At 55.9% G+C, this 26,297-nt stretch carries 24 protein-coding genes; 13 read left to right on the top strand and 11 right to left on the bottom strand.

Annotation, left to right across the window (positions count from 1 at the left end):
* The first annotated feature begins 54 nt into the window (after positions 1–54).
* Positions 55–975 (top strand): LysR family transcriptional regulator, encoded by a 921-nt coding sequence (locus HMPREF0201_RS15620; RefSeq protein ID WP_016537716.1) that lies wholly within the window; start codon positions 55–57, stop codon positions 973–975.
* Here the strand turns inward: HMPREF0201_RS15620 and HMPREF0201_RS15615 are convergent.
* On the bottom strand, positions 969–1,985 hold the full coding sequence (locus HMPREF0201_RS15615) for a S66 family peptidase (RefSeq protein WP_016537715.1): 1,017 nt from the start codon (positions 1,983–1,985) through the stop codon (positions 969–971). The two genes, HMPREF0201_RS15620 and HMPREF0201_RS15615, sit on opposite strands and share 7 nt — an antisense overlap.
* Positions 1,986–2,241: 256 nt before the next feature.
* Between HMPREF0201_RS15615 and HMPREF0201_RS15610 the strand changes: the two genes are divergently transcribed.
* Genes HMPREF0201_RS15610 through HMPREF0201_RS15590 form a run of 5 tightly spaced genes read left to right on the top strand, consistent with a single transcriptional unit; the run spans position 2,242 to position 6,925 of the window.
* Entirely contained in the window at positions 2,242–3,321 is a 1,080-nt protein-coding gene (locus HMPREF0201_RS15610; RefSeq protein ID WP_039898610.1) for an ABC transporter ATP-binding protein, read from the top strand.
* Positions 3,314–3,943, top strand: a complete 630-nt coding sequence (locus tag HMPREF0201_RS15605; RefSeq protein ID WP_016537713.1) for an ABC transporter permease — start codon at positions 3,314–3,316, stop codon at positions 3,941–3,943. The genes HMPREF0201_RS15610 and HMPREF0201_RS15605 overlap by 8 nt, the downstream gene beginning before the upstream one ends.
* Positions 3,943–4,611: an ABC transporter permease gene (locus tag HMPREF0201_RS15600; protein WP_016537712.1), complete on the top strand. Its 669-nt coding sequence runs from the start codon at positions 3,943–3,945 to the stop codon at positions 4,609–4,611. Before HMPREF0201_RS15605 ends, HMPREF0201_RS15600 begins: the two co-directional genes overlap by 1 nt.
* A 37-nt stretch (positions 4,612–4,648) precedes the next feature.
* Positions 4,649–5,548 carry an ABC transporter substrate-binding protein gene (locus tag HMPREF0201_RS15595; RefSeq protein ID WP_016537711.1) on the top strand — a complete coding sequence of 300 codons (900 nt, stop codon included), beginning with the start codon at positions 4,649–4,651 and terminating at the stop codon, positions 5,546–5,548.
* A gap of 45 nt (positions 5,549–5,593) precedes the next feature.
* Positions 5,594–6,925 (top strand): NtaA/DmoA family FMN-dependent monooxygenase, encoded by a 1,332-nt coding sequence (locus HMPREF0201_RS15590; RefSeq protein WP_016537710.1) that lies wholly within the window; start codon positions 5,594–5,596, stop codon positions 6,923–6,925.
* Between the two features lie 224 nt (positions 6,926–7,149).
* Here the strand turns inward: HMPREF0201_RS15590 and HMPREF0201_RS15585 are convergent, their stop codons facing one another.
* The 4 genes from HMPREF0201_RS15585 to HMPREF0201_RS22630 all read right to left on the bottom strand — a co-directional run bounded on the left by HMPREF0201_RS15585 (position 7,150) and on the right by HMPREF0201_RS22630 (position 9,901).
* The gene (locus HMPREF0201_RS15585) at positions 7,150–7,947 is read right to left on the bottom strand and encodes a phosphate/phosphite/phosphonate ABC transporter substrate-binding protein (RefSeq protein ID WP_016537708.1); all 798 of its coding nucleotides are present in this window, start codon (positions 7,945–7,947) and stop codon (positions 7,150–7,152) included.
* The gene (locus HMPREF0201_RS15580) at positions 7,940–8,941 is read right to left on the bottom strand and encodes a fatty acid desaturase (RefSeq protein ID WP_016537707.1); all 1,002 of its coding nucleotides are present in this window, start codon (positions 8,939–8,941) and stop codon (positions 7,940–7,942) included. The genes HMPREF0201_RS15585 and HMPREF0201_RS15580 overlap by 8 nt, the downstream gene beginning before the upstream one ends.
* A gap of 188 nt (positions 8,942–9,129) precedes the next feature.
* Positions 9,130–9,549, bottom strand: a complete 420-nt coding sequence (locus HMPREF0201_RS15575) for a VOC family protein (protein ID WP_016537706.1) — start codon at positions 9,547–9,549, stop codon at positions 9,130–9,132.
* A 160-nt stretch (positions 9,550–9,709) separates the two neighbouring features.
* Complete coding sequence (locus tag HMPREF0201_RS22630) at positions 9,710–9,901, bottom strand: YfgG family protein (protein WP_071704107.1); 192 nt, start codon at positions 9,899–9,901, stop codon at positions 9,710–9,712.
* 341 nt (positions 9,902–10,242) lie between these two features.
* On the opposite strand from HMPREF0201_RS22630, the gene HMPREF0201_RS15570 reads away from it, so the two are divergent.
* On the top strand, positions 10,243–12,501 hold the full coding sequence (locus HMPREF0201_RS15570; protein WP_016537704.1) for a sensor domain-containing phosphodiesterase: 2,259 nt from the start codon (positions 10,243–10,245) through the stop codon (positions 12,499–12,501).
* Between the two features lie 3 nt (positions 12,502–12,504).
* Here HMPREF0201_RS15570 and ppx read toward each other — a convergent pair whose 3' ends face one another.
* The 4 genes from ppx to purM all read right to left on the bottom strand — a co-directional run bounded on the left by ppx (position 12,505) and on the right by purM (position 17,978).
* Positions 12,505–14,046 (bottom strand): exopolyphosphatase, encoded by a 1,542-nt coding sequence (gene ppx, locus HMPREF0201_RS15565; RefSeq protein WP_016537703.1) that lies wholly within the window; start codon positions 14,044–14,046, stop codon positions 12,505–12,507.
* Positions 14,047–14,068: 22 nt separating this feature from the next.
* Entirely contained in the window at positions 14,069–16,129 is a 2,061-nt protein-coding gene (gene ppk1 / locus HMPREF0201_RS15560) for a polyphosphate kinase 1 (protein WP_016537702.1), read from the bottom strand.
* A 173-nt stretch (positions 16,130–16,302) separates the two neighbouring features.
* Positions 16,303–16,941 (bottom strand): phosphoribosylglycinamide formyltransferase, encoded by a 639-nt coding sequence (gene purN, locus HMPREF0201_RS15555; RefSeq protein ID WP_016537701.1) that lies wholly within the window; start codon positions 16,939–16,941, stop codon positions 16,303–16,305.
* Positions 16,941–17,978, bottom strand: a complete 1,038-nt coding sequence (gene purM / locus HMPREF0201_RS15550) for a phosphoribosylformylglycinamidine cyclo-ligase (RefSeq protein ID WP_016537700.1) — start codon at positions 17,976–17,978, stop codon at positions 16,941–16,943. Before purM ends, purN begins: the two co-directional genes overlap by 1 nt.
* Before the next feature lie 224 nt (positions 17,979–18,202).
* On the opposite strand from purM, the gene upp reads away from it, so the two are divergent.
* The 3 genes from upp to HMPREF0201_RS15535 all read left to right on the top strand — a co-directional run bounded on the left by upp (position 18,203) and on the right by HMPREF0201_RS15535 (position 21,000).
* On the top strand, positions 18,203–18,829 hold the full coding sequence (gene upp, locus HMPREF0201_RS15545) for a uracil phosphoribosyltransferase (RefSeq protein ID WP_016537699.1): 627 nt from the start codon (positions 18,203–18,205) through the stop codon (positions 18,827–18,829).
* Positions 18,830–18,914: 85 nt separating this feature from the next.
* The gene (uraA, locus tag HMPREF0201_RS15540; protein WP_039898604.1) at positions 18,915–20,201 is read left to right on the top strand and encodes a uracil permease; all 1,287 of its coding nucleotides are present in this window, start codon (positions 18,915–18,917) and stop codon (positions 20,199–20,201) included.
* A 97-nt stretch (positions 20,202–20,298) separates the two neighbouring features.
* Positions 20,299–21,000 (top strand): DnaA inactivator Hda, encoded by a 702-nt coding sequence (locus HMPREF0201_RS15535; protein ID WP_216845789.1) that lies wholly within the window; start codon positions 20,299–20,301, stop codon positions 20,998–21,000.
* Positions 21,001–21,031: 31 nt separating this feature from the next.
* Here the strand turns inward: HMPREF0201_RS15535 and HMPREF0201_RS15530 are convergent, their stop codons facing one another.
* Positions 21,032–22,192, bottom strand: coding sequence for a pyridoxal phosphate-dependent aminotransferase (locus HMPREF0201_RS15530; protein ID WP_016537696.1), 1,161 nt, complete (start codon positions 22,190–22,192; stop codon positions 21,032–21,034).
* Positions 22,193–22,342: 150 nt separating this feature from the next.
* Between HMPREF0201_RS15530 and mtnC the strand changes: the two genes are divergently transcribed.
* Together mtnC and HMPREF0201_RS15520 are read left to right on the top strand one after the other, a co-directional pair.
* Positions 22,343–23,026 carry an acireductone synthase gene (mtnC, locus tag HMPREF0201_RS15525; protein WP_016537695.1) on the top strand — a complete coding sequence of 228 codons (684 nt, stop codon included), beginning with the start codon at positions 22,343–22,345 and terminating at the stop codon, positions 23,024–23,026.
* On the top strand, positions 23,023–23,565 hold the full coding sequence (locus HMPREF0201_RS15520; protein ID WP_016537694.1) for a 1,2-dihydroxy-3-keto-5-methylthiopentene dioxygenase: 543 nt from the start codon (positions 23,023–23,025) through the stop codon (positions 23,563–23,565). The genes mtnC and HMPREF0201_RS15520 overlap by 4 nt, the downstream gene beginning before the upstream one ends.
* Before the next feature lie 167 nt (positions 23,566–23,732).
* Here HMPREF0201_RS15520 and mtnA read toward each other — a convergent pair whose 3' ends face one another.
* Positions 23,733–24,758 (bottom strand): S-methyl-5-thioribose-1-phosphate isomerase, encoded by a 1,026-nt coding sequence (mtnA, locus tag HMPREF0201_RS15515; protein ID WP_039898601.1) that lies wholly within the window; start codon positions 24,756–24,758, stop codon positions 23,733–23,735.
* 107 nt (positions 24,759–24,865) lie between these two features.
* On the opposite strand from mtnA, the gene mtnK reads away from it, so the two are divergent.
* Positions 24,866–26,065, top strand: coding sequence for an S-methyl-5-thioribose kinase (mtnK, locus tag HMPREF0201_RS15510; protein ID WP_016537692.1), 1,200 nt, complete (start codon positions 24,866–24,868; stop codon positions 26,063–26,065).
* Positions 26,066–26,297: the final 232 nt, after the last annotated feature.

Below are 26,297 nucleotides of genomic sequence, written 5' to 3'. Positions count from 1 at the left end.
TATGAAGAAATTCGATTTGTCGAAGCATGCCTCTTCCAATAACTGACTGAAAATATGGCCGGAATAAAGCTGAATCAGCTGGAAATGCTGATAGCCGTAGTTGAAAACAATGGTTTTAGCGCCGCAGCCGCAGCATTGGGCTGTACTCAGTCGCGCATCAGCCATGCCATTGCCGAGCTGGAACAACACCTGAACGTGCGTCTGTTGCACCGCTCGCGCAGCGGCTGTGCCCCAACTGCCGCCTGCGCGCAGATCCTCAAAGATGCGAAAAAAATCATGCAGCTGCTGGACGGCATTGAGCAGACGGCGGCGGAAGCGCCGCAGCTCGCCGGGCGTGTACGCGTGGCCTGTTTTCGCAGCGCGACGGCCAACCTGCTGCCGCCGTACTTTGAAGCGCTCGCCACGGCCTTGCCCGATATCCATCTGGATATTGATGACAGCGCGACGGAATACCATCACCTCAACGACGCGGTTGTGTCCGGGCGGGCGGACATCGGCATTACCATCCAGGGCTACCCGGACTCACTGCACGGCGTGCCGTACATCAGCGACCCGTATGTGCTTATGCTGCCGCGCAGTTTTCGGTTACAACAGCCCTTTAACTGGCATCAGCTGGAAAAGCTGCCGTTTATTCAACCCAGCGCAAATACGTTAAATCCCGCTGTTGAACGCTGCCGCGAAATGGGGCTGCGTAACGAGGTTGTTCATAAACTTGCCAGCGATAGCGGCATAGTCGGGCTGGTGAACCAGGGGCTGGGCTTCTCCATTATGCCGTGGCTTTCCGTGCTGCCGGTGCCGGAGAATATGCGCATTCTGGATTTGCCCCAGCCTCTGCGCCGCCACCTGTTCATCGTTACGCGCCCTGAGCTACGCCATGACAAAGTGATCGCCACGCTGATTAACTTCCTGCGCGATAAGGCGCTGATCCGTACTACCAGCGTCTGGCGCTCGGGCATGCTGGCTTTCGATTATTGAGCGGCTTCCAGCCACTTACTGGTCAGCGATATCTCCCGGCTGTCGAAGTCGATGCGCATCCGCACGCCGAGTGGGAGCGTCAGCATTGGGTGCGTGTGGCAGCAGTCAAAATCAGAGACGATGGGGATCTCGCGGTCGTTCAGCACTTCCCTCAGGATCTGCAGCGGCGTTTTTCCGCTGCCCTGGTCGTCAAACAGCTCGTGTCTGCCGAGGATAATAGCGGCCACCCGGTCGAACACGCCGCACAGTAAAAGGTGCGAAAACTCCCGCTCCAGCTCCGCCGTGTTGAGCAGGCTGTCTTCAATAAACAGAATATCGCCCCGGTTGATATCGGGCATGTATTCGCTGCCCCAGATGCCGTAAAGCGTATTCAGGTTGCCGCCAATTACGCGGCCTTCTACCTTGCCTTCACCCTCGAAGCACCAACTGCCTGGCCGCAGGGTCTTCGCCCGGGGCTGCGTTTCCCAGTCGAGCATCTCCTCGGTCCATTCAGCGGGCTGGCTCAGCGTGTACGGAAGCGCCTGCGGCTTGCTGAGGATATTGAGAAAATGCTCAAAGGTTTGCTCTACCAGCGGAGGGAACTCGCCAAAAGAAGCCACCACCGCCGGGCCATAAAAGGTAATCAGCCCAATTTTCTGATAGATACCCGCCAGCAGGGCGGTCACGTCCGAATAGCCGATGATAATTTTGGGATCTTTCATCAGCTGTGCGTAGTCGATATAAGGCAGCAGCGAGTTGCTGTTTAAGCCGCCGATGGCCGAGATAATGCAGCGCACGTTGGGGTCGTGTAAAAGGGCATTAAACTCATCCGCCCGCTCGCGAATGGAGCCTGAACGCCAGAAATCCTTTTTGCCCGTCAGGCTGCCTTCCTGCAGAAAAAATCCTTGCGACTCAATAAACGCTTTTGCCCTTTGGTAGCGCTGCGGGGCAAACGCGGTAGCCGCCGATGAGGGGGAAAACACGGCGATCGTGTCTCCCGCCGTTAATGGGCGAGCATAAATCTGTGGCATAGCGGCTTCTCCCTGTTGATCATCGCTTTGGCGTGTATTCCCGATAGTAGCGGGAGAAATGGCTTTTAAATAGCTACCTTATTTGTTGTTTTTATAAGAAATAACCCGATGATTGCTGATAGTTATTTTCCGGCAATTCTTAGCATCATGTTGAATTTGTGAACGCATTTGACTCTGCAATACTGCCCCGAAGTGTGCTGAAACGTATAAGCCCGTCAGGCTTCGATTGCGCGGTATGAGGAAGTTCAGAAGCATCATGATTCAACTAGAAAACATCAATAAGATCTATCCGGGCAATGTGCAGCACGCAATCAATTCGCTGAATATGACGATTAACGAAGGGGAGTTTTGCACCTTCGTTGGCCCCAGCGGCTGCGGGAAAACCACCACCCTGAGGATGATTAACCGGCTGGACATTCCGGACAGCGGCGAGGTCTATATCCAGGGTCAGCCGCTCTCCAGCGCCGACATTATTCAGATTCGCCGCAAGATTGGCTTTGTGATGCAAAGCCCGGCGCTGTTCCCCCATCGTACCGTAGCGGAAAACATTGCCACCGTGCCGCGCCTGCTGGGCTGGGACAAACGTGCGATTGCCCGGCGCATTGACGAGCTGGTGGCGCTGATGTCGCTCAATCCTTTAGTGCTCAAGCGTTACCCGCACCAGCTTTCCGGCGGGCAGCAAAGCCGCGTCTCTATTGCCCGCGCGCTGGCGGCGGACCCGCCAATTTTGCTGATGGACGAGCCTTTTGCCGCCATCGACCCGGTGGTGCGGGACAAGTTGCAGGGCGACCTGCTGGAGCTTCAGGCCCGGCTGCACAAAACCATTATTCTGGTGACTCACGACATCAACGAAGCCATTCGGCTCGGCGACCGCATCGCTATCTTCCGCGAGGGCGGGCATCTGGCTCAGTTTGATACCCCGGACAATATTCTCTCCTGGCCCGCCAGCGACTTTGTGCGCGACTTCATCGGCCCGGAACCGAACCTCAAACGCCTCGGTATGATGAGGGTCGGCGACCTGCCGCGCCACGACGTGCCGGTTCTCACTCACGATGGCGTGCCGCTATCCGGCGAGCATCCGCTACTCGGCCAGCAGCGAGCTTTGGTGCTGGACGCTGAAAAACGGCCGCTGCACTGGCAGGAAAACGGGCAGCAGGCGGCGGTGCGTATTGCCGAAGAAGGGCAGTCGCTGCGCCATGTTTACAGCACATTGCTGGACGTGCCGCAGGGCGTGCTGGTGCGCGTGACGGCGGAAGGCCACTACGCGGGCGCTATCGATAGCGGCGTTCTGAGCGACGCGCTTAACCGCCACCAGGAGCTGCACCGCAATGATTGACTGGCAATGGGTGACCGACAATCTGGACATGATCGGCGAGCTGATGCTGCAACATTTGCAGATGGTGCTGCTGTCGCTGGCGATGGGCACGGTGCTGACCGCGATTATGCTGCTGCTTTCCATTGCCTGGCCCGCGCTTGCCGGACCGCTGATCTCGCTGAGCGGCGTGCTGTTTACCATCCCTTCGCTGGCGCTTTTTATTTTGCTGCTGCCGTGGACCGGGCTGTCGATTACCACGGCGGTAATTGGCCTTACGCTCTATTCCCTGCTGATCCTGCTGCGTAACGTGCTGGCGGGTATGCAGAAGCTGCCTGCGGACGTGCTGGAATCCGGAAGGGCGCTCGGCTATACGCGCTTTGGCCGCTTTATTGAAGTTGAACTGTTTCTGATCCTGCCCGCGCTGTTTGCCGGGCTGCGTATTGCTTCGGTTACGCTGGTGGGGCTGGTTATCGTTACCGCGCTTATCGGCCAGGGCGGGCTGGGGCAGCTGATGATCCTCGGGTTTAACCAAAACTTTTTGACGCCGATCCTCGTCAGCCTGGCGCTGAGCCTGGTGCTGTCGCTGTTTCTTGACCTGCTGATAACCCGCCTTGGGTACAGCCTGACCGGGTGGACGCGCTGATGAATATTCTCCATGAGACCTGGCTGTGGTTCCTGCAGGCCGACCACTGGAGCGGCGATCTGGGCATCTGGCATCGCTTCGCGGAGCATCTTTATTACGTGCTGATTAGCCTCGTTATTGGGGCGCTCATCGCCCAGCCGCTCGGCATCCTGTTCGGCTACTGGCGGCGCGGCGGCTTCCTGGCGATCAACCTGTTTAACATCGGCCAGGCGTTCCCTTCGCTGGGGATTATTTTGCTGTGCATCATGCTGCTCGGTTTTAACGATGTGCCGGTGTTTATCGCCCTGGTGGCGCTGGCTATCCCGCCGATGCTGACCAATACCTACGTCGGCATTAGCCATGCGGATCAAACGCTGTGCGATGCCGCCAAAGCTATGGGCATGACGCCGCTGCAAAGCCTGCTGAAAGTGCGCATTCCGCTGGCGATGCCGCTGATCTTTGCCGGGATCCGTACCTCGCTATTGCAGCTTATCGCCACTGCGGTGGTGGCGGCCTATGCCGGGCTGGATGGCTTAGGGCGCTTTCTTATCGATGGCCTGGGCCAGCGTGATTATCCCCAGGTTATCGCTGGTTCGGTTGTTATCTCGCTGCTGGCGATTGGCTGTGAACTGCTGATGTCGCAGGCGGCGAAGCGCTGGTTCAATTTTGCAGTGCCAACGGCAGGCTAAGACCTGCGCACAACACAACATAAAAGAGAGAAGGGTTATGATGATAAAAAACTGGTTATCCACAGCAGGCAGGGGCTTCCGGGTTACTTTACTGGCCGCGGGGCTGGCAAGCGCAGGCTTCGCCGCTCATGCGGAAACCGTCACCATCGGCGGGGCGAACTACTCTGAGCAAACGGTACTGGCCAATATCTACGCCAGCGCGCTGAAGCACCAGGGCATAGATGTGAAAACCCGCCTGAACCTCGGCAACCGCGAAATCATTATTCCGGCACTGAAAACCGGCGAGCTGGACGTGGTGCCGGAATACCTTGGCGCGTTGCTTAACTACTATCACGGCGGCAGCAAGGCGACCACCGAGCAGGAAGTTTCGGACGAGCTGAAGCAGGCGCTGCCAGCTGACCTGGTGCTGCTGAATCCTTCTCCGGCCGCGTCTATTACCGCGTGGGGCGTGCGTGAAGAAACGGCTAAAAAATATAATCTGAAAACGCTGTCCGATCTGGCGAAAGTCGCACCTGAGCTGGTGGTTGGCGGCCCGCCAGAAGTCGCCACTCGCGCCCTCGGCCTGCCGGGCCTGGAGCGCGTGTACGGCATTAAATTCAAATCCTTCAAGTCGTTGGATATCGGTGGCCCGCTGAGCCGCCTGGCGCTGAATTCCGGCAAGATTGACGTCGCCACGCTGGTTTCTACCCAGGGCGACCTGCTGAAGGAAAAATGGGTTGTGCTGGAAGATGACAAGCACGAACAGCCTGCTCAAAACCTGGTGCCGCTGATTCATAAAGGCTCCGTTTCGCCGAAGGTCGAAGAAATTCTTAATAACATCTCCGCTAAGTTAACCACCAAAGATTTAATCCAGCTGAACAAGCTGGTGGATGTCGATCATAAAGATCCGGCTAAAGTTGCCGACCAGTGGGTAAAAGAAAAACTGGCCGCTAAATAAAGAGTCCCCGGCCAGGGAGGGCCATTTCACTACGAGTATCCCGACATGTCACAAGCTACCGCCATTTTTAACCTGTTCTTCTTTAACCCTCAGGGCGACTACCGCTTTTCATGGCGGCACCCGGAGGCTCCCGGCAAAGAAATTTACAGCCTGAAGTATTACGCCGAGCTGGCGCGTAAAGCCGAGGCCGCAACGCTCGACAATATTTTTATTGCCGATCACGTAGCCATCTGGGATACGGTGCCGAGCGGCATCCCGCATTATGCCAACCCGCGCCTGGAGCCGATTACGTTGCTGGCAGCGCTGGCGGCCACGACCGAAAACATCGGCCTGATGGCTACCGCCTCAACTTCCTATACCGAGCCGTATAACCTGGCGCGCTATTTTGCCTCGCTGGACTTTCTGAGCGAGGGGCGTGCCAGCTGGAACGTCGTCACGTCCTGGCTGCCGGAAGAGGCCGCTAACTATGGCCTGGACACGCTGCCGGAGCACGGCAGGCGCTACGAGCGTGCGGCCGAGTTTATCGACGTGGTGCGCAAACTGTGGGATTCCTGGGAAGATGATGCGGTGTTGATAGACAAGCAGACCGGCTATTTTGCGAACCCCGAGCGTGTACATCCCCTGAACCACGAAGGCAAATTCTTTAAGGTACGCGGGCCGCTTAACGTGCCGCGCCCGCCCCAGGGTCACCCGATTGTGGTGCAGGCGGGGTCTTCCGAGTCCGGCAAGCAGCTGGCTGCCGCCCAGGCAGATATCCACTTTGTCTTTATGAGCAATATTGAGAAGGGCCTGGCGTACCGCGCGGATATGGACAGGCGGCTGCGCGAGCTGGGGCGTTCTCCGGAGCACTTCAAGATCCTCGGCGGCGTGTTGCCGGTGGTGGTGAATAGCCCGGAAGAAAAAGAACAGCGGCAGCAGCTTATTCAGCAACTGATGAACGACGGCATGGCGTTGGATCTGTTGGGGACTTACCTGAGGATGGATCTCAGCGAGTACGATCCGCATTCCCCGCTGCCGCCGCTGCCGGAAGAGAACGGCTTCGACGGGTTGCGAACCGCTTTGCAGATAATCAAAGGCTACGATCCGAAGCTGACGGTGCTGGAACTGGGAAGATTGCTGCTTCAAAGCTCGGACAGCTGGCTGGTGATCGGCACGGCGGAAGAAGTTGCCGCCACGCTAAGCGAGGCATTCCACGCCGGAGCGGTTGACGGCTATAACCTGATGTTCCCGTTCCTGCCGGTAGATTTTGATAACTTTATCGACCAGGTTGCACCACTCCTGAAGAAAAGCGGCGTGATGCAGCAGGCCTACCGCCCGGGAACGCTGCGTGAGAAGCTGGGATTGCCGCCGGTGGTGAATCAGTTCAAAAGTGGATGATAGATTTGCCCCTCACCCTGGCCCTCTCCCCAAGGGGGAGAGGGGACAAAAATAAGAGATACTTCGAATACATCCTCTCCCCAAAGGGGAGAGGGGACAAAAATAAGCGATTCTACGAATACATCCTCTCCCGGAGGGAGAGAGGACAAGAATAGAAGGATTCTTGAATACCCCCTCTCCCTCCGGGAGAGGGCCGGGGTGAGGGCGGGGTAAAAATAAATAACCTAAAGCGTCACTAATCCACTCGCGGCAGCCTTCTGCGCGGCATCGCTAATAGGCTGATAGTCATCGCGATGGGTCACGCTAAAGTCTGTAATCAGCAGCGCTTCGCGGATCTCACGCCATTCTGGCTCGCTCACCAGCCGCTTCAGCGCCCGGCGTAACGCAGCCAAATCCTCCGCGGAAGTCTGCGCCGAAGTTATCATCGGCAGGCCAGGAACCCTTGATGTCGTGCCGATGACGGCAAGACCCTGAACTCGTTCTGGTTCGTGCTGGCTGACCAACGCCCACGTTACTGCGTCAATAGCTGCGATATCCCCCGCACCGGCTTTCACTTCGGCCATAGACTGCCGGTGGCTGCCGCTAAACGTAATCTCTGAGAAGAATCGCCCATCCTTTTGTAGCGGAGCCACCAGGCTACGCAGCGTGTGATAGCCGGACTGCGAGTCTTCGCTGTTGCAAATCACCCGCTTGTTGCGGAAGTCCTGAAGCGTTTTGTCGACGTCAGCCTCCCGAACGACCAGCAGACTGCTGTAGTTGAAGCCGTCGCAGCCCGTAGCGCGGTAATGAAACGTGCCAACGACCTGAACATCCGGGAGCAGAGCGCGCAGCGGGTAGCCGCAGGTCTGGCTTAGCAGTAGCTCCGGCTTCTGCCAGTGGGCAAGGCGATCTTCAGGCTCGCTATAGAGCAGCTTGCTGCCTTCCAGCCCCTCCTCGTTCAGTAGCTGGCGCAATGCACCCAGCAACGCTTCGGTATCCGGGTGATGCACATCGTACATCGGCAGGGAAATCAGCTTACTCATGGGCTTTATCCTGCTGCAAAGTGTCCTGCGCCAGGCGTCCGTCCGGGAAGAACGGGTTAATTTCAACCTTGATCGGTTTAATCAGGTGCTCGCGCATCAGTTCGCCGTAGCCGTTCACAAAGAAGCCCTGGTTACGTTTCAGGTATTCCTCTTTATAGGCGCGGTAAACCGTCGGCAGGCCGTACCACGGCACGCGCGGCAGGTCGTGGTGTACCGAATGATAATTGAGATTCAGGAACAGCAGTCTCCAGAACATCCCGGCTTCGTTAATTACGGTGCGCGCTTCCGGGTCTTCAGCGGCGCGGTGTTCGAAGAAGGAGCGAACTTTGGTCATCGCCAGCATGGGCCAGGTGACGGCCAGCAGATAATAGATGACCGAGAAATCGTGCTGTACCAGCCAGCCGAGTACCGGAACTAGCAGAACCAGGTGTACTACCCACATGGCGATGGCCGGGCGGTTGCCGCTGCGAAATGACTCCAGGATATTGAGCACCGTCCAGCGCATGGTGAGTATCGGCGTTAATAACAGGCGGCCGGGGAAGGTGTTGCGCAGGCGTACAAGCAGGCGCTGAACGCCGCTAAAGTGCTGCCAGCGGCGGCGGGTAAAGTAATAACTCTCCGGGTCGGTTTCCGGCACGGTTAAATCCTCATCCTGGTGATGCTTGAGATGCAGGTCGCGGTAGGTGCCGTAAGGATACCAGATAGAAAACGGCAGCAGCCCAAACAGCTGGTTCAGCCGTTTGAAACGAGTCGGATGGCCGTGCAGCAGCTCGTGCTGCAATGACATGTACCAGGTGCTGAACCAGATGAGCAGCAGCGTGGCCGGGAATAAACCGAGGGTTTTCCACCAGGCTACCGTGGCAAACCAGCCGCCATAAATAGTAATAATCAGCAGCCAGGTCGGCAGCTCCGTGCGCCATAGCCAGGAGCGCTGCAATTTATGCACGAATTCCCGCTGCTCTTCATTTAAATAAACTGAGGATCTTCCACTCATTTAGCCAACCACTGATGCCAATTTGCCGATTAATTTGGCAGAGAGTAAATCGTCGCCGCTAAAGCTGGTAGGAATATAAATTGCTATGCTTAGAACAGAAAATGATTTAGCGAGAAGGGCGTTCAGCGGCCGAAGTTGGGCGGCTAAAAGAGCAGGATTTGGGCGGTACAGTTACCGCCCTGAATAGACTACATAGACTCAATGCCCACGCGCTGGCCGTAAGAGAGTTCGAGCGTGTTGCCGTCTGGGTCGGCGAAGAAAACAAAATAGCCAACCGGGTCGCCGAGCTGTTCAGGCTCTCTGCGCAGGACACCTTCGGCTCTCGCCATTTCGGTTTTCTGGTCAATCTCTTGTTGGGTGGCGCAGGCTACGCCCAGGTGGCCAAATCCGCCGAGCGGTGTGTCGGTGTGGTTATCCGCCTGAACCAGTACCAGCGCAAAGGGGCGGGTACGGTCGCTCAGCCAGGCGACTTTACGTGCGTCCGGCAGGTCTGGCTCGCGCTGGTGGATAACCTCCATTGCGGTGTAGCGGAGGTAAAAATCGATGCTCTTATCAAGATCTTTCACCATAAAGGCGACGTGGGTGAAGCCGACATCAATATTTTTCATAAATCGCTCATGTTGCTGTTTTCAATGGCGCAACTTTACGACCTCAAGTTAACCTTAGGTCAAGCCGATGGGGCCGTCGGTCGCCGGAATAAGCATTTTTGAACAACTGAGCGTCGGGTATCTTTTGCCGGGCATGTGCCGCAAAGGGAGGGGGTAACAACTAGCGGTTAGCGCTATCAACCTGCTGGCTGCTTTGCTGTGCCTCTACTTTTTTATCCTGATGGTGATACCAGGCGCCAATAGAGGAATAAATAAAGCGACCAAAAAAGAACAGAAAACTGATGAGCAGAATGATGCGGGTCATGCGATTATTAAAACGGTTTCGTCTTTGCATAGTCGTAACCTGTGTCACGCAAGGGTCCTTAGGATTGGCCCGGCAACTGCGGGCGACGCGGTTATTTAGTCACACTGAGCAAGCGAGGTCAATTCTTCAGCGCGTAAAAGTAGGTCAACCGCTAAATTCCGGGCAGTTAATGGGCATTGGCAGGCGCTATTGTAAGCTAAGCTGATGGGGCTTTAGTTCAAATTTTTCCTTCACGCGTTGTTCGAGTGTTCGATACTGATATGCATCAATTATCATTGATGTTAGCTAACTAAAATTTGCTCTCCGCGCCGTAGCAATATGGCAATAACATCCCGGGTTGGATCTCCGGGGAGAGACCCGAAGAGGAACAGGAATTCTGGCGAAGAAGTATGCAATTAGCGACCTGGTATAACAAAACGAAAAATAAATGGTGGGCGTTGCCCTTAATTCTACCGAGCCTGCTGCTGCCCCTGGCCGCAACATTCAACGCGCAAACGGTGATGGACGGTGCGCGGGTGTTCCTGCTGTATATGTCATTGCCGCTGCTGACCGCATTTGTCGTGCTGTTTGGGCGTGCGGCATTTCCCGGCATTATCCTTGCGCTAATAATTCGCTACTTCCCTTCTCAGGGAAGCTGGATAGCGCTGCTGGCGGTATTACATTTTTTGGTGCCGATAGTGATTAGCTGGCGCTGCTACCTCTATTTTGTGCCACGGCGCAGTTCGGTAGCCTTTGGCACGCTGCAATTTACCGCTCAGCGTATGTTTTGGCTGGTGCTGGTTAATGCTTCTCTGTTTCTCGTACTTTATGAGTTTGGGTTATTTTTAGGCTGGTATGACACGGCATTTTCCGTTCTTTCAGCCACGCCGTGGAGCGCAAGAACATTAATTAATTTTCAGGCTGTATTAGTCGGGGGATTAACCGGGCTGCCGTTCTTCTATTTTATTTTGCGGATGATTGTTAACCCGCGATTTATCAAAAGTTTCTGGTCACGAATGATGGCTCAGCGGCAAAAGGGCGTTACCCGGAGCGAAACAGTGCTTTGGGTGGCGGCCGTCAGCCTGCTTATTTGGCTGCTGCTGTTCCCTATTAGCCAAAGCAAAACGATATTTAATACCGACTATACCCTGACGCTGATCCTGCCGGTTATGTTGTGGGGTGCGATGCGCTTTGGCTTCCTGTTTATTACCAATATCTGGACAATTGTCCTGATTATTCTGTGCAGCGGGTTCCATAATTATCTCCCGCCAGATATGGGGTTCCAGCTGCATCTGGCTATAGCCTCATCCTGCTATGCGGTCTTCTCCATCACTATTTATTTGATGGCTGCGGTGACTACTCGCCAGCGTTTTTTGCATCATAAAGCCCGGCGAGTTGCCTTTATTGACCCGATGATGCAAATGCCGAACCTGCGCGCCCTGTGTCGCGACCTTGGGAATTACCCGTGGTCGGCGCTGGGCCTTATCTCTATCCCCGAACTGGAGCTGCTTGGGCGCAATTATGGCGTGCTGCTGCGCATTCAGTATAAGCAGCAGTTGGCTGAGTTTCTGCGCAACGAACTGGCGCCGGGCGAGAAGGTTTATAACCTTTCCGGGCACGATCTTGCCCTGCGGCTCAACTATGAGTCTCATCAGGATAAAATCGAGTCCATTTATGAGCATGTAAAGCGGTTCCGCTTTATCTGGGATGGTATGCCGCTTCAGCCACAGGTCGGCCTTAGCTATTGCTTTGTGCGCCATCCGGTGTCCCATCTCTACCTGCTGCTCGGCGAGCTCAGCACGATGGCGGGGCTTTCGCTCTCCACCCAGCACCCTGAAAGCCTGCAACAAAAAGGTTCGAACCATGTGCAGAATGCGGTGAAGCGCAAAGTGGAGATGATGAACCGGCTGCAAAGCGCGCTGGATAACAATCTCTTTGTACTGATGGCTCAGCGCATCGAAGGGCTGCGCGGCGATGTCTATCACGAAGTGTTGTTGAGAATGCGTGGGGATAAAGGCGAGCTGCTTTCCCCGGATCTGTTCCTGCCGGTTGCCCACGAATTTGGCCTTTCATCGCGCATTGACCAGTGGGTGCTTAACTCTGCATTGCAGTTTATGGACCTGCATCGGTCAAGCCTGCCGGGCTGCAGGCTTGCCATTAACTTGACTCCGGCTTCGGTTTGCCAGGCTCAACTGCCTACAGAAATCCAGCATCTGCTGACGAAGTACCAAATTGAGCCGTGGCAATTGGTGTTTGAGATAACCGAAAGCCACTCGTTAACCAACCTCGAGCAGGCGAACCTGACGCTAAAAATGCTGCAAAGAATGGGCTGCCGGGTGGCTATAGACGACTTCGGCACCGGCTACGCAAGCTATGCGCGCCTCAAGGAGCTGAGCGCCGGTATCCTGAAAATTGACGGTAGCTTTATCCGCAATATTTTGACCAGCAGCCTCGACTATCAGGTGGTCAGTTCGATATGCCAGCTGGCGCGAATGAAGAAGATGCAGGTGGTGGCCGAGTACGTCGAAACCGAGGAGCTTAAAGAGGCGGTGCGGGCGATGGGCATTGATTACGTTCAGGGCTATTTAATTGGCCGCCCACAGACGCTGGAAAGCCTGGTGGAAGAAGCAGCGCCCTCCGCACCGTCTGGCGCGAAGGGGCTGGAGTAATTATCAGGCGGAGAGGGCCGGAGCGGCCTCTTCTTCAATAATGAGCTTCCATCCGGTCATGCTTTCCCAGTACTGCTGCTCACGCTCCAGGTCGAGCTGCACCAGCGTGTTCTGGCTAAACCAGTCGTGCGGGAAGCGCAGCGTCCAGTGGTTGTCGTCAGTTTCCAGCACCAGCGTTGGCGGCGTGGTCGTTGCCTGGCGCTGGTTATTGAGCAGCGTGGCAAGACGGATAACCTGGATTAGCGGCAGGAACTGTTTCTTTTTAAACAGCGTAAAGCGCGGCAAATCGTCAAGCTTAATCGCCTTGCGGTGATAGCGAACCAGGGAAGCCATCAGCATCTGCTGCTCCTGGTTGAAGCCGGGCAGGTTGCTGTTTTGCAGAATATAGGCCGAGTGGCGGTGCATGCCGCTGTGGTTGATGCTCAACCCAACCTCGTGCAGCATCGCGGCCCATTTCAGCAGGGCGGTCATCTGCGGGTTAGCCAGCTTCTTGTTCTGCGTTTCCCACTGCTGGTAAAGCAGTTCGACGGTTTCAAGCACCCGGCGGGCCTGGTCGCTGTCGATGTGGTACTGCTCCGCCAGGCTTTGCGCGGTGCGAATACGGATATCCTGGTGGCGGAAGCGGCCTTCCATTTCGTACAGCACGCCTTCGCGCAGCGCGCCGTCTGAAAGACGCAGCTCGCGGATAGCCAGCGCGTCAAACACGCCGCATAAAATCGCCAGCCCCGGCACAAACACCGCTTTACGCTCTTCGGAGAGTCCCGGCAGGCTTAGCGAGTCGAAGGTTTTAAACTTCAGCACTTCCTGTTGCAGCATCTCCAGGCGTTCCGGGGTGATCATCCCGTCTTTTTCACCCATCTCGATAAGCACTTCATGAGCGGCTTTAATCGAGCCGGACGCGCCAAGCGCCACTTTCCACCCTTGCAGGCGATACTGCCAGGAGAGGGTTTCCAGCTTCTGGATGGCCGCCAGACGCGCGCGCTTAAAGCTTTCCGGGCTGATAGCGCCGCCCGGGAAGAAGTTTTGCGCAAAGCTGACGCAGCCCATACGGCGGCTTTCGACCAGCATTGGCTCAAAATCTTCGCCGATAACCAGCTCGGTAGAGCCGCCGCCGATATCAATAACCAGCTTGCGGCCGCGCTCCGGCTGAGTGTGTTCCACGCCCATAAAAATCAGGCGCGCTTCCTCGTTCCCGGGAATGATTTCAATCGGGTAGGGGATAACTTTCTCAGCACGTTTCAGAAACTCGGCGGCATTGGTGGCCTCGCGCAGCGAGTGGGTGCCCACAATGCACACGTTGTCGGCTGCAAATCCCTGCAGACGTTCGGCAAACAGCGCCAGACAGGAAAGCCCACGCTCCATGGCCTCCTCACTTAACTTATTATCAGGGCCGAGGCCGTCCGCGAGGTGCACGCGTTGTTTCAGGCGGCCAATGATTTGCATGGCGCCATCCACCACACGGGCTATTACCATGTGGAAACTGTTCGAGCCGAGGTCGACCGCAGCGAACTCCTGCGGCCGTGGAGCATGGTTTGATATCGGCATAATTTATCTTCGCCTGAGAGCGTTAGTCAGGTTGTTCCAGAGATTTAATATAATCGTAGATCGCTAATTGAGAACGCACCTTACGGCGGTTGCCGCGCGGCACATAGCGATTACTCAGTTCTTTGTCGATGATGCGCGCTTTTACAGTGTCATTTAGCTGGATATCAATGATATCAAGCATACGCTGCTTAAGACGCGGATCGAGGACCGGGACGGCTACTTCAATACGATAATCGATGTTACGGGTCATCCAGTCGGCGGAAGACAGGAATACTTTTTTGTCGCCGCCATTTTCAAAGATATACACCCGGTCGTGCTCGAGATAACGGTCAACGATGCTTATCACGCGGATATTATCGCTGATGCCTTCCAGTTCTGGAATCAGAGAACACATGCCGCGCACCAGCAGGTTTACCTTCACGCCGGAACTGGACGCCGCATACAGCCGGTCAACCAGTCCTTTATCGACCAGGTTGTTCAGCTTCAGCGTTATTCCCGCCGGCTGACCTTTCTGGGCGTTAGCTATCTCACGGTCAACCAAATCATACAGCAGGCGACGCGAGTTTTGCGGCGAAACCAGCAGATAATCGAAGGTCACCGGGCGATAAGGGTTTTCGATAAAGTTAAATACCCGACGCACTTCATTGGTAATGCGCGCATCGGCGGTTAACAGCGAGTAGTCGGTATAAAGCCGCGCGGTTTTCTCGTTAAAGTTGCCGGTGCCGATGTGCGCATAACGCACGATCTCTTCACCTTCCATACGCGAGATAAGGAACAGCTTGGCGTGAATTTTCAGCCCCGGCGCGGAGAAGATAACGTGTACTCCGGCGGCAGTCAGGCGCTTGGCCCAATGGATGTTGGCCTCTTCGTCAAAACGCGCCTGTAGCTCAACGACCACGGTCACTTTCTTGCCGTTATGTGCGGCGTGGATCATCGAATCAATAATGCGCGAGTCTTTCGCCACGCGGTAAATGTTGATTTTAATCGCCAGCACGCTTGGGTCGAACGAAGCCTGACGCAGCAGTTCGAGGACGTGTTCAAACGTGTGGTACGGGTAATAAAGCAGCACGTCGCGTTCACGAATTGCGTCGAACCCGTTGCGGAATTTATCGAACCCGATGTGGCGCAGGCGCGGCAGCGGCTTGTTCACCAGGTTAGCTTTGCCGACGTTCGGGAAGCCAATAAAGTCTTTAAAGTTGTGGTAACGGCCGCCGGGGATAATCGAGTCGTAGTTTGAAATGGTCAGCTTATCGCGCAGCATTTCAACCATCGCATCCGGCATGTCGCGCTGGTAAACGAAACGCACCGGCTCGGCGGTCAGGCGCTGCTTCAGGCTCGAAGACATCAGCTCCAGCAGGCTGGACTCCATCTCGGTGACCAGGTCGTACTCGGCGTCGCGCGTCATCTTCATCGAGTAGGCGTTGAGCGCATCGTAGTCGAAGAAGCCTTTAAAGATATCGTCGAGGCAATAGCGCAGGATGTTATCCAGCAGGATCATCGGCTTGCGGCGGCGCGGTGCTTCCGGCGGCAGGTTCACGAAGCGCGGGACTTTGTCCGACGGAATTTCCAGCAGCGCATAGCGAAGGGTGTCGCCGCGAATAATCTCCACCGCCAGATAGGTGTAATCGTCCTTCAGGAACTGCACCAGGTCGGTGTCGCGGTTAATCAGAATCGGCGTGATGTGCGGGCGAAGCTGGTGTTTGAAGTAGCTGCGTAGCCAGCTTTGCTGGTTTTCTGAAAGCTGGCGCTCGTTAATCAGGAAGATTTGATTGCGTGCCATCTCCAGCAGCAAATCATTGTACAGGCCGTCGAACTCCTGGTCGGCTTTCAGCACCCGGGACTGGATCTTGTTCAGCAGGTGGCGCTGGTTGGAGGGAGAACCTTGTTCTTCACTGATCAAAATACGCCGTTTCAGTTCAGCGAAGCGGACTTTATAGAATTCATCGAGGTTATTGGAATAGATGCCGAGAAAACGCATCCTTTCAATCAACGGGTTGAGCTTGTCCGCCGCTTCCTGCAGAACGCGTTCGTTAAAAGACAACCAGCTCAGTTCTTTTTCGATATACAGCTTATCCTGACCCATTAGTCCTCACACTCCGTTTTCGTGGACGTGGCAATGCCGTCACCGTCACGTCAGTTATTATGGCGAGCTTTAGCGGAGAATGTCCAACTATGCAGATGAAAGTCTCTCATCTGACCATGACAACTTTATGAGAGATAAATACAAAAAAAGGGCCGAAGCCCTTTTTACCGTCATTATTCTGCTGCGTATCCCTGCGGGGGCAGCTGTACGCCGTCCAGCCAGGCAGCGTTGTGGCGCATTTTCAGGCGGTCTTCAAGGAACCAGCTGACGACCAGAGGGTAGATAGCGTGCTCCTGGTGCTGAACGCGGGCGGTAACATCATCTTCGTCATCGCCCTCAAACACCGGCACCTTGGCCTGCAAAATAACCGGCCCGCCGTCCAGCTCATCGGTAACAAAGTGCACCGACGTGCCGTGCTCTTCATCGCCGTTTTCCAGCACCTGGCGGTGCGTATGCAGGCCGGGGTATTTCGGCAGCAGTGAAGGGTGGATGTTGAGCAGGCGGCCGCTGTAGCGAGCCACAAAAGCCGGGCTAAGAATGCGCATATAGCCCGCCAGCACCACAACGTCCGGTGCGTAAGCGTCTATTTCCTGCATCAACTGGCGGTCGAACGCTTCGCGACTGGCGAACTCGCTGGCCGCCAGAGCATGGGCAGCAATGCCGGCTTCGCGGGCGCGTTCAAGGCCGAAGGCTTCGGCCTTGTTACTGAACACCGCGCTGATGGTGCCGTTTATCTTCTTCTGCTTGCAGGCGTCAATAATGGCCTGCAGGTTACTTCCGTTGCCGGAAATCAGCACCACGATGTGTTTCATTACTCGATGACCACGCGCTCTTCGGAATCAGATGCTTTGATAATACCGATTTTCCACGCCTTTTCACCTTTGGCCTGCATCAACTCAACCGCTTTATCCGCTTCGGCGGCAGGCAGCGCAATAAGCATGCCCACGCCGCAGTTAAAGGTGCGGTACATCTCGTGACGGCTGATGTTTCCGGCCTGCTGTAACCAGCTGAATACCGCCGGCCACTGCCAGGAGGATTCGGTGATAACGGCCTGAGTATTGTCCGGCAGCACGCGCGGAATGTTTTCCCAGAAACCGCCGCCGGTGAGATGGGCGATGGCGTGCACGTCTACCTGCTCAATCAGCTCAAGAATGTTTTTCACGTAAATACGGGTAGGCTCCAGCAGGTGGTCCGCCAGCGGTTTACCTTCCAGCTCTGTCGCCAGAGGATCGGTACCGCTGACTTCCAGCACTTTGCGCACCAGCGAGTAGCCGTTAGAGTGCGGGCCGCTTGAACCCAGAGCAATCAGCACGTCGCCGTCGGCCACTTTGGAGCCGTCGATGATTTCAGACTTCTCAACCACGCCTACGCAGAACCCGGCGACGTCGTAATCCTCACCGTGGTACATGCCTGGCATTTCGGCAGTTTCGCCGCCTACCAGCGAGCAGCCAGACTGTAAGCAGCCCTCGGCGATGCCGGTGATAACGCTGGCGGCGGTATCCACGTCCAGCTTGCCGGTAGCGTAGTAGTCGAGGAAGAACAGCGGCTCGGCGCCCTGAACCACCAGGTCGTTAACACACATCGCCACAAGGTCGATGCCGATAGCGTCGTGACGCTTTAAATCCATTGCCAGACGCAGCTTGGTGCCCACACCGTCGGTGCCGGAAACCAGAACCGGTTCGCGATATTTTTGAGGCAACGCGCACAGCGCACCGAAACCGCCCAGTCCACCCATCACTTCCGGGCGGCGGGTCTTTTTCACTACGCCTTTAATTCTGTCGACCAGAGCGTTACCAGCATCAATATCTACACCGGCATCTTTATAGCTGAGAGAGGTTTTATCGGTCACTGCTCGTTCCCCACGGGTGGCATAAAATAAAAAACGCGGCAATTCTAACAGTGCAGGCAAACGTTTGCGAGCCTCTTATCATCGGCAAGAAAAGAATTCCTGAGATAGACTCATTCCAGTCCGGTTGATCTCGATCATCCCATTAGCTGTAGCGCAGCGGCAAAAAAGCGGTATAATCCGGCGATTTTTTTTGTGGTAGCCAACTATCTCGGGGGAGAAAGAGTATGAAGATCGTGGAAGTGAAACACCCACTCGTCAAACACAAGCTGGGCCTGATGCGTGAGCAAGACATCAGCACCAAGCGCTTTCGTGAACTCGCCTCAGAAGTTGGCAGCCTGCTGACTTACGAAGCCACTGCGGATCTGGAAACCGAGAAGGTCACCATCGAAGGCTGGAACGGCCCGGTGGAAATCGACCAGATCAAAGGTAAGAAAATTACCGTAGTGCCAATCCTGCGTGCCGGTCTTGGCATGATGGAAGGGGTGCTGGAAAACGTACCAAGCGCGCGTATCAGCGTGGTGGGCGTTTACCGTGACGAAGAGACCCTGCAGCCGGTTCCTTACTTCCAGAAGCTGGTTTCTAATATAGAAGAGCGCATGGCGCTGGTGGTTGACCCGATGCTGGCGACCGGCGGTTCCATGATTGCCACTATCGACCTGCTGAAAAAAGCGGGCTGCACCAGCATTAAAGTACTGGTTCTGGTTGCCGCGCCGGAAGGCATCGCGGCGCTGGAAAAAGCCCACCCGGACGTGGAGCTGTTCACCGCTTCTATCGACCAGGGGCTGAACGAGCACGGGTACATTATTCCCGGCCTCGGCGACGCGGGCGACAAGATATTTGGTACTAAATAATAAAAGCAGCCGACTTCGAAAGTCGGCTTTTTTTTGATTTCAGCAAACACCGTACGTCTAAAATCATACTCAGAGGAAAACCAACATGACACGCCGTGCTATCGGGGTCAGTGAAAGACCACCTTTATTGCAAACGATTCCGTTAAGTCTTCAGCATCTGTTTGCCATGTTCGGCGCAACGGTCCTGGTGCCGATTCTGTTCCACATTAACCCGGCCACGGTGCTGCTGTTTAACGGCCTCGGCACGCTGCTGTATCTGTTTATCTGTAAAGGTAAAATCCCGGCTTACCTGGGCTCAAGCTTCGCGTTTATCTCTCCCGTGCTGCTGCTGTTGCCGCTGGGTTATGAAGTGGCGCTGGGCGGCTTTATTATGTGCGGCGTGCTGTTCTGCATCGTGGCGCTGATTGTGAAAAAAGCCGGCACCGGCTGGCTGGACGTGATGTTCCCGCCTGCGGCAATGGGCGCGATTGTTGCCGTCATCGGTCTGGAGCTGGCTGGCGTAGCAGCCAACATGGCTGGCCTGTTACCGGCCGAAGGCAGCTCGCCTGATTCCACCACCATTATCATTTCGCTGGTGACGCTGGCGGTAACGGTATTCGGCTCGGTGCTGTTCCGCGGCTTTATGGCGATTATCCCGATCCTTATCGGCGTACTGGCGGGCTACGCGCTCTCCTTCGCGATGGGCGTGGTTGATGTTACGCCAATTCGCGAAGCGCACTGGTTCGCGCTGCCAACCTTCTACACGCCGCGTTTTGAATGGTTCGCTATCTTCACCATCCTGCCTGCCGCGCTGGTGGTGATTGCCGAGCACGTTGGCCACCTGGTGGTGACTGCCAACATCGTTAAAAAAGACCTGATCCGCGACCCGGGCCTGCACCGCTCGATGTTTGCTAACGGCATCTCGACCATTTTCTCCGGCTTCTTCGGCTCCACGCCAAACACTACCTACGGCGAGAACATCGGCGTAATGGCCATCACCCGCGTTTACTCCACCTGGGTTATCGGCGGCGCGGCGATCATCGCGATTCTGCTTTCCTGCGTGGGCAAGCTGGCGGCGGCTATCCAAATTATCCCGGTGCCGGTTATGGGCGGCGTTTCCCTGCTGCTTTACGGAGTGATCGGCGCGTCCGGTATTCGTGTGCTGATCGAGTCCAAAGTGGATTACAGCAAAGCGCAAAACCTGATCCTGACTTCAGTTATCCTGATTATCGGCGTGAGCGGCGCGAAAGTTCACATCGGCGCGGCCGAACTGAAGGGCATGGCGCTGGCGACTATCGTTGGCGTGGGCCTGAGCCTGATCTTCAAGCTGATTAGCATCCTGCGCCCGGAAGAAGTTGTTCTGGACGCCAAAGAGAACGACGCCCAGTCGTAATCCTCTTAAAACCGGGCGGATCCTCGCCCGGTTCTATCCACCCCCAAAACTGTGGTAGACTCATCGCGATTTTCTGCCTGTTATGGTTGAGGTACTTCTGAATACGCCGGCACAGCTCTCACTGCCACTCTATCTTCCCGACGATGAAACCTTTGCGAGTTTCTGGCCGGGCGACAACCCTTCTTTGTTAGCCGCGCTGCAAGCGGTTCTCCGTCAGGATCACAGCGGGTATATCTATTTCTGGTCGCGCGAAGGCGGCGGGCGAAGCCATCTGCTTCATGCCGCGTGCGCGGAGCTTTCCCAGCGTGGTGAAGCCGTGGGCTATGTGCCGCTGGATAAGCGCACCTGGTTCGTACCGGAAGTGCTCGACGGCATGGAACAGCTTTCTCTGGTGTGCATCGATAACATTGAATGCGTGGCGGGGGATGAACCGTGGGAAATGGCGATCTTCAATCTTTATAACCGCATTCTCGAGTCCGGCAAAACGCGCCTGCTGATCACCGGCGATCGCCCTCCGCGTCAGTTAAATCTGCAATTACCGGATCTGGCTTCGCGGCTCGACTGGGGGCAAATCTACAAGCTACAGCCGCTTTCCGATAACGACAAATTACAGGCGCTCCAGCTGCGTGCCCGCCTGCGCGGTTTTGAACTGCCGGAAGACGTGGGTCGTTTTCTGCTTAAACGCCTCGACCGCGAAATGCGCACTCTGTTTATGACGCTCGATCAGCTCGATCGCGCTTCAATCACCGCCCAGCGCAAGCTCACCATTCCGTTCGTCAAAGAAATTCTCGGGCTTTAATCTTCCCCGTCCTGCGACGGGGAATTCAGGCTCAAACCCTGCACAATCTCTCGGCCGCTGCATCAAGCGTGGCTTCTTGTTTGGCAAAGCACAGGCGAATCAGCTTGTGCGGGAACGCGTCCGCGCAGAATACCGAAAGCGGGATTGCCGCCACGCCCACTTCCTTCGTCAGCCACTGGCAGAAACTCACGTCATCCAGGTCGGAGATTGCGCTGTAGTCCGCCAGCAGGAAGTAGGTGCCTTCGCACGGCAGAATTTCAAAACGGCTGTCGGCTAACGCTTCAATAAAGCGGTCGCGGCGGGCGCGATAGAACTCAGGCAATTCCTGATAGTGCTCCGGCTCGGCGTTCAGCATATCCGCAATGGCGAGCTGCGCCGGGGTGTTAACTGCGAACGTCAGGTACTGGTGCACTTTGCGCAGCTCGGCGCTAAGCGCCGCCGGAGCCACGCAATAACCCACCTTCCAGCCGGTCATATGGAAGGTTTTCCCGAACGAAGAGACGGCGATAGCGCGCTCGCGCAGCTGCGGATGAGCAAGCACGCTGGCGTGGCCTTCTTCATCGAAGCAAATATGCTCATAAACCTCGTCGCTGAGAACATAAACCTCATGCTGCTCAATGGCCTGCCACAGCGCGGCAAAATCACTTTTATGCCACACGGTAGCGGACGGGTTATGCGGTGTGTTAAGAATAACCAGGCGAGTACGCGGGCTAAGCAGCGCCGCAAACTCCTGCCAGTCAACGCGGAAGTGCGGCGGCTGGAGCGCAATACGTTTGAGTACGCCGCCGGAAAGCGTCACGGCCGGGGCGTAGCTGTCGTAACTCGGATCAAAACAGATAACTTCGTCGCCAGGGCGAACCAGAGCGGTTATCGCGGCGTAAAGCGCTTCGGTTGCGCCAGCGGTAACGGTGATGTCGCTGTTGGCATCAGGTTTGTGGCCGTATAGTTTTTGAGTTTTATCGGCAATGGCTTCGCGCAGCGCCTGCACGCCGGTCATCGGCGCGTACTGGTTGGCGCCCTGGCTAACGTGATACGCCAGGCGCTCCTGTAAATAGCGCGGGCCGTCAAAATCCGGGAAGCCCTGCGAAAGATTGATAGCCTTATGCTGCTGCGCCAGCGCGCTCATCTGACTAAAGATAGTGGTGCCGAGTGCCGGCAGTTTGCTTTCTGGAATCAAAGGGGAGTGGCTCATTATTCTACGACCTTAAACGTGATGCGTGTGTTTCCCTGTGTTGCCGGGACTATAACACGATGTTAAGATTTAGCAATCAAGACGCTTAGACGTCTAAATAATAATGACACTCGTTGCCAACATAAAGCCGAGCTAACGGCTGGAGAGAGAATGATCCGCGCCATTGTTACCGATATTGAAGGCACCACCAGCGACATCCGCTTCGTGCATAACATCCTTTTTCCCTACGCCCGCGAGCGGCTGGCCGGGTATGTGCGCGAGCACCACAACGAGATTAGCGAAATCCTCAACGACCTGCGGACGGAAATTAATGAACCGCAGGCGGATATTGACCGGCTGATTGAGACATTATTTAGTTTCATGGATGTAGATCGTAAATCTACCGCACTGAAGGCGCTGCAGGGCTTAATCTGGCGGGATGGCTACGTGAATGGTGACTTCACCGGCCATCTCTATGATGACGTTCTGCCCGCGCTGGAGGCCTGGAAGCAGCAGGGTGTTGATTTGTACGTTTATTCGTCCGGCTCGGTGGCGGCGCAGAAGCTGTTATTTGGCTACAGCGACGCCGGCGATATCACCGGCTTGTTTAGCGGATACTTTGATACCCATGTCGGCGCCAAGCGTGAAGTGCAGTCCTATCGCAACATCGCGCAGCAGACCGGCATTGCGCCCGAAGCGCTGCTGTTCTTGTCTGATATTCACCAGGAGCTGGATGCCGCACGGGAAGCGGGCTGGAATACCGTACAGCTGATTCGCGGCGAGGCCGACGAAGCCAGCAGCCATCGCCAGGTCAACCGTTTCGACCACATTAATCCGGAGTCGTTTTCTTCATGAGCGCATTAACCATTTTTACCGATACCGAAGCAAAGGAGCCGGTATGGCACAGCACGGATGCGGAGCAAATTCGCGAGCAGCTAAACGCTAAAGACGTGCGTTTTGAGCGCTGGGAAGCTAACCAGGATTTAGGAGCCAACCCTACGCCTGAAACGGTCATCAACGCCTATCAGCACGCTATCGATAAGCTGGTGGAAGAGAAGGGCTATCAAAGTTGGGATGTTATCAGCCTGCGTGCCGATAACCCGCAAAAAGACGTGCTGCGCACCAAATTCCTCTCCGAGCATACCCACGGCGAAGATGAAGTACGTTTCTTTGTTGAGGGCGCAGGACTGTTCTGCCTGCATCTGGATGGCCGTGTCTATCAGATCCTGTGCGAGAAAAACGATTTGATCTCCGTTCCGGCCGGTACGCCGCACTGGTTTGATATGGGTTCCGAGCCGCACTTTACTGCGATCCGCATTTTCGATAACCCGGAAGGCTGGGTGGCTCACTTTACCGGTGATGCGATTGCGGATGCTTACCCGCGCCTGCCGTAGTTTGTGATTTGACCCTCACCCCGGCCCTCTCCCCAAAGGGGAGAGGGGGAAAAGAGTGGGGCTGCCGTACTTTTATCCCTTCTCCCCTTTGGGGAGAGGGCAAAGGGTAGGTTTACTGCATTTTTTATCCCTTCTCCCCTTTGGGGAGAAGGTCAGGATGAGGGGGGTTATTTCAGCGGTAAAAATACCCCATCCCGAACCTGTTCCGGCGTCACCACGCCGGTGTCCAGAATCCAGCCGCTAATCAATTCAGCCGGAGTGACATCAAACGCCGGGTTATAAACCGTCGCATTTTCCGGCGCCCACTGCACGCTGCCAAAACTTCCCGTCACGCCCGTGACTTCGCTTGCCGCACGCTGTTCGATGGGAATCGCTTCGCCGTTCGGGCAGCTTCTGTCCAGCGTAGTATGCGGGGCAGCAACGTAAAACGGAATGCCGTGGTAATGCGCCAGCACCGCCAGACTGTAGGTGCCGATTTTATTTGCCACGTCGCCATTCGCCGCGATGCGGTCCGCGCCCACCCAAATAGCATCAACCTGTTTTTTCCCCATCAGGCTGGCAGCCATAGAGTCGCAGATAAGCTGATACGGAATACCCAGCTCGCCAAGCTCCCAGGCAGTAAGCCTGCCGCCCTGTAACAGCGGGCGAGTCTCATCCACCCAAACATTGGCAACATTGCCTTCGCTGAAGGCGCGCTGGATAACGCCGAGCGCGGTGCCCACGCCTGCGGTAGCCAGGCCGCCGGTGTTGCAGTGGGTCAGCAGGCGGCTGCCGGGCTTCACAAGCGTTGCGCCCGCGGTAGCGATGTTGTCGCACAGCACTTTATCTTCCGCCACCAGGCGCAGCGCTTCCTCACCCAGCGCCGCAACAAAGTCGTCCTGCGCCAGGGCCTGCTTCATGCGGTCGAGGTTGTTCATCAGGTTTACGGCGGTCGGGCGGGAGGCTCTGAGGGTTTCCAGCGCTTCAGCAAGCTGCGGCTTGGAAAAACCTTGTTCCGCCAGCAGCGCCAACAGCAGGCTGGCAGACAGCCCGATAAGCGGCGCGCCGCGCACGCTCAGGGTATGAATATGGGCAACCAGCTGCTCTACAGTGTGGGCGGCCAGCCAGTTTTTTTGCTGCGGCAGCGCCTGCTGGTCGAGGATCCAGAGCTGGCTATCCTTCACTTCAAGGCTGGTGGTTTTTAAATTCTGCATGTGTGTTAATTCCATGTTGCGTTGTTGCAGCATATTGTGCCAACATGGCTTCCAGATGTATAGACGTCCAAACGTCTTGTTTAATTTTATTTTCTGAGAGGCTCGCCATGTCGCAATACCGCACTTTTAACGCCGCAGATGCAGTGGCATACGCTCAACAGTTTGGCGGGCTGGCTTCGCCCTCAGAACTGGTGGACGCGCAGGAAGTGGGCGACGGCAACCTCAACCTGGTCTTTAAAATCTTTGATACCCAGGGCGTTAGCCGGATTATCGTTAAGCAGGCGCTGCCGTATGTGCGCTGCGTGGGCGAGTCCTGGCCGCTGACTCTCGACCGGGCGCGTATTGAAGCGCAGACCCTGGTTGAACACTATCGGCACAGCCCGGAGCACACGGTAAACGTGGTGCATTACGACGCGGAGCTGGCGGTGATGGTGATGGAAGATCTCTCCAGCCATCGTATCTGGCGCGGCGAGCTGGTTAAGGGCGCTTACTACCCCCAGGCGGCGAGCCAGCTTGGCGACTATCTCGCAAAAACGCTGTTCCACACCTCCGACTTTTACCTGCATCCGCACGCGAAAAAAGCGCTGGTAGGGCGTTTTATTAACCCGGAAATGTGCGAGATTACCGAGGATCTGTTCTTCAACGATCCGTATCAGGTTCATGAGCGTAATAATTATCCGGCGGATCTGGAGCCGCAGGTCGCGGCCCTGCGCAACGACCGCGATCTCAGGCTTGCGGTAGCCCAGCTGAAACATAAATTCTTCTCCAGCGCCGAGGCACTGCTGCACGGCGATATTCACAGCGGCTCGATTTTTGTCGCCGAAGGCAGCCTGAAGGCGATTGATGCCGAATTCGGATACGTTGGCCCGATTGGTTTCGACATCGGCACCGCCGTTGGCAACCTGCTACTGAACTACTGCGCGCTACCGGGGCATTATGGCCCGCGCGATGCGGCAAGCCATCGCGAGCAGCGCCTGAAAGATATTCAGGAACTGTGGCTCACCTTCACAGAGCGTTTCACCGTTCTGGCCCGCAGTGAAACCCGCGACGCCGCGCTGGCAACCGAAGGCTACGTCGAGCAATTCCTGCAAAAAGTGTGGATTGATGCGGTAGGTTTCTGCGGCACCGAGCTTATCCGCCGCTCTGTCGGCCTGTCTCACGTTAGCGATCTTGAAAGCATTGAAGATGAAGCGACCCGTCTGGCCTGCATCAGCCACGCAATAGAGCTGGGTAAATTCCTGATTCTGATTGCCGGGCAGGTGGATTCGGTGGAGGAGTTTATTGCCAGGGTTCGTCAGAAAGGTTGAGTTTTTCCCTTACGGGCCCTCACCCTAACCCTCTCCCGGAGGGAGAGGGAATGAAAGAGGGCGATCGTCGGGAACATAGCCGAGCTTATAGAGGTTATCTCTACTGGTTACAGCCGTCTATGTCAGTTCGGAAAGGATTCCGTTCACTTCCGGTTTGCTTCATATGCAGCCACACTAAAATTCCATGTCGATTTAAATCCAAAAGCCACTCCCTTGTCCCCGGCTCTCAACG

Origin of the sequence: Cedecea davisae DSM 4568 (assembly GCF_000412335.2) — a bacterium.
Classification (GTDB): domain Bacteria; phylum Pseudomonadota; class Gammaproteobacteria; order Enterobacterales; family Enterobacteriaceae; genus Cedecea; species Cedecea davisae.
The sequence above is the reverse complement of the archived record's forward strand: the minus strand, read 5'-3'. Positions and strand labels throughout refer to the sequence as shown.

Excerpts from the sequence above, each read along its gene's own strand:
- upp (WP_016537699.1), top strand. The coding sequence starts at position 18,203 with ATGAAGATCGTGGAAGTGAAACACCCACTCGTCAAACACAAGCTGGGC.
- ppx (WP_016537703.1), bottom strand. The coding sequence starts at position 14,046 with ATGCCGATATCAAACCATGCTCCACGGCCGCAGGAGTTCGCTGCGGTC.
- HMPREF0201_RS15570 (WP_016537704.1), top strand. The coding sequence starts at position 10,243 with ATGCAATTAGCGACCTGGTATAACAAAACGAAAAATAAATGGTGGGCG.
- HMPREF0201_RS15590 (WP_016537710.1), top strand. The coding sequence starts at position 5,594 with ATGTCACAAGCTACCGCCATTTTTAACCTGTTCTTCTTTAACCCTCAG.
- uraA (WP_039898604.1), top strand. The coding sequence starts at position 18,915 with ATGACACGCCGTGCTATCGGGGTCAGTGAAAGACCACCTTTATTGCAA.
- mtnK (WP_016537692.1), top strand. The coding sequence starts at position 24,866 with ATGTCGCAATACCGCACTTTTAACGCCGCAGATGCAGTGGCATACGCT.
- HMPREF0201_RS15610 (WP_039898610.1), top strand. The coding sequence starts at position 2,242 with ATGATTCAACTAGAAAACATCAATAAGATCTATCCGGGCAATGTGCAG.
- HMPREF0201_RS15530 (WP_016537696.1), bottom strand. The coding sequence starts at position 22,192 with ATGAGCCACTCCCCTTTGATTCCAGAAAGCAAACTGCCGGCACTCGGC.
- HMPREF0201_RS15520 (WP_016537694.1), top strand. The coding sequence starts at position 23,023 with ATGAGCGCATTAACCATTTTTACCGATACCGAAGCAAAGGAGCCGGTA.
- HMPREF0201_RS15575 (WP_016537706.1), bottom strand. The coding sequence starts at position 9,549 with ATGAAAAATATTGATGTCGGCTTCACCCACGTCGCCTTTATGGTGAAA.
- HMPREF0201_RS15600 (WP_016537712.1), top strand. The coding sequence starts at position 3,943 with ATGAATATTCTCCATGAGACCTGGCTGTGGTTCCTGCAGGCCGACCAC.
- HMPREF0201_RS15620 (WP_016537716.1), top strand. The coding sequence starts at position 55 with ATGGCCGGAATAAAGCTGAATCAGCTGGAAATGCTGATAGCCGTAGTT.
- purN (WP_016537701.1), bottom strand. The coding sequence starts at position 16,941 with ATGAAACACATCGTGGTGCTGATTTCCGGCAACGGAAGTAACCTGCAG.
- HMPREF0201_RS15580 (WP_016537707.1), bottom strand. The coding sequence starts at position 8,941 with ATGAGTGGAAGATCCTCAGTTTATTTAAATGAAGAGCAGCGGGAATTC.
- mtnC (WP_016537695.1), top strand. The coding sequence starts at position 22,343 with ATGATCCGCGCCATTGTTACCGATATTGAAGGCACCACCAGCGACATC.
- ppk1 (WP_016537702.1), bottom strand. The coding sequence starts at position 16,129 with ATGGGTCAGGATAAGCTGTATATCGAAAAAGAACTGAGCTGGTTGTCT.
- HMPREF0201_RS15585 (WP_016537708.1), bottom strand. The coding sequence starts at position 7,947 with ATGAGTAAGCTGATTTCCCTGCCGATGTACGATGTGCATCACCCGGAT.
- mtnA (WP_039898601.1), bottom strand. The coding sequence starts at position 24,758 with ATGCAGAATTTAAAAACCACCAGCCTTGAAGTGAAGGATAGCCAGCTC.
- HMPREF0201_RS15615 (WP_016537715.1), bottom strand. The coding sequence starts at position 1,985 with ATGCCACAGATTTATGCTCGCCCATTAACGGCGGGAGACACGATCGCC.
- HMPREF0201_RS15595 (WP_016537711.1), top strand. The coding sequence starts at position 4,649 with ATGATGATAAAAAACTGGTTATCCACAGCAGGCAGGGGCTTCCGGGTT.
- HMPREF0201_RS15605 (WP_016537713.1), top strand. The coding sequence starts at position 3,314 with ATGATTGACTGGCAATGGGTGACCGACAATCTGGACATGATCGGCGAG.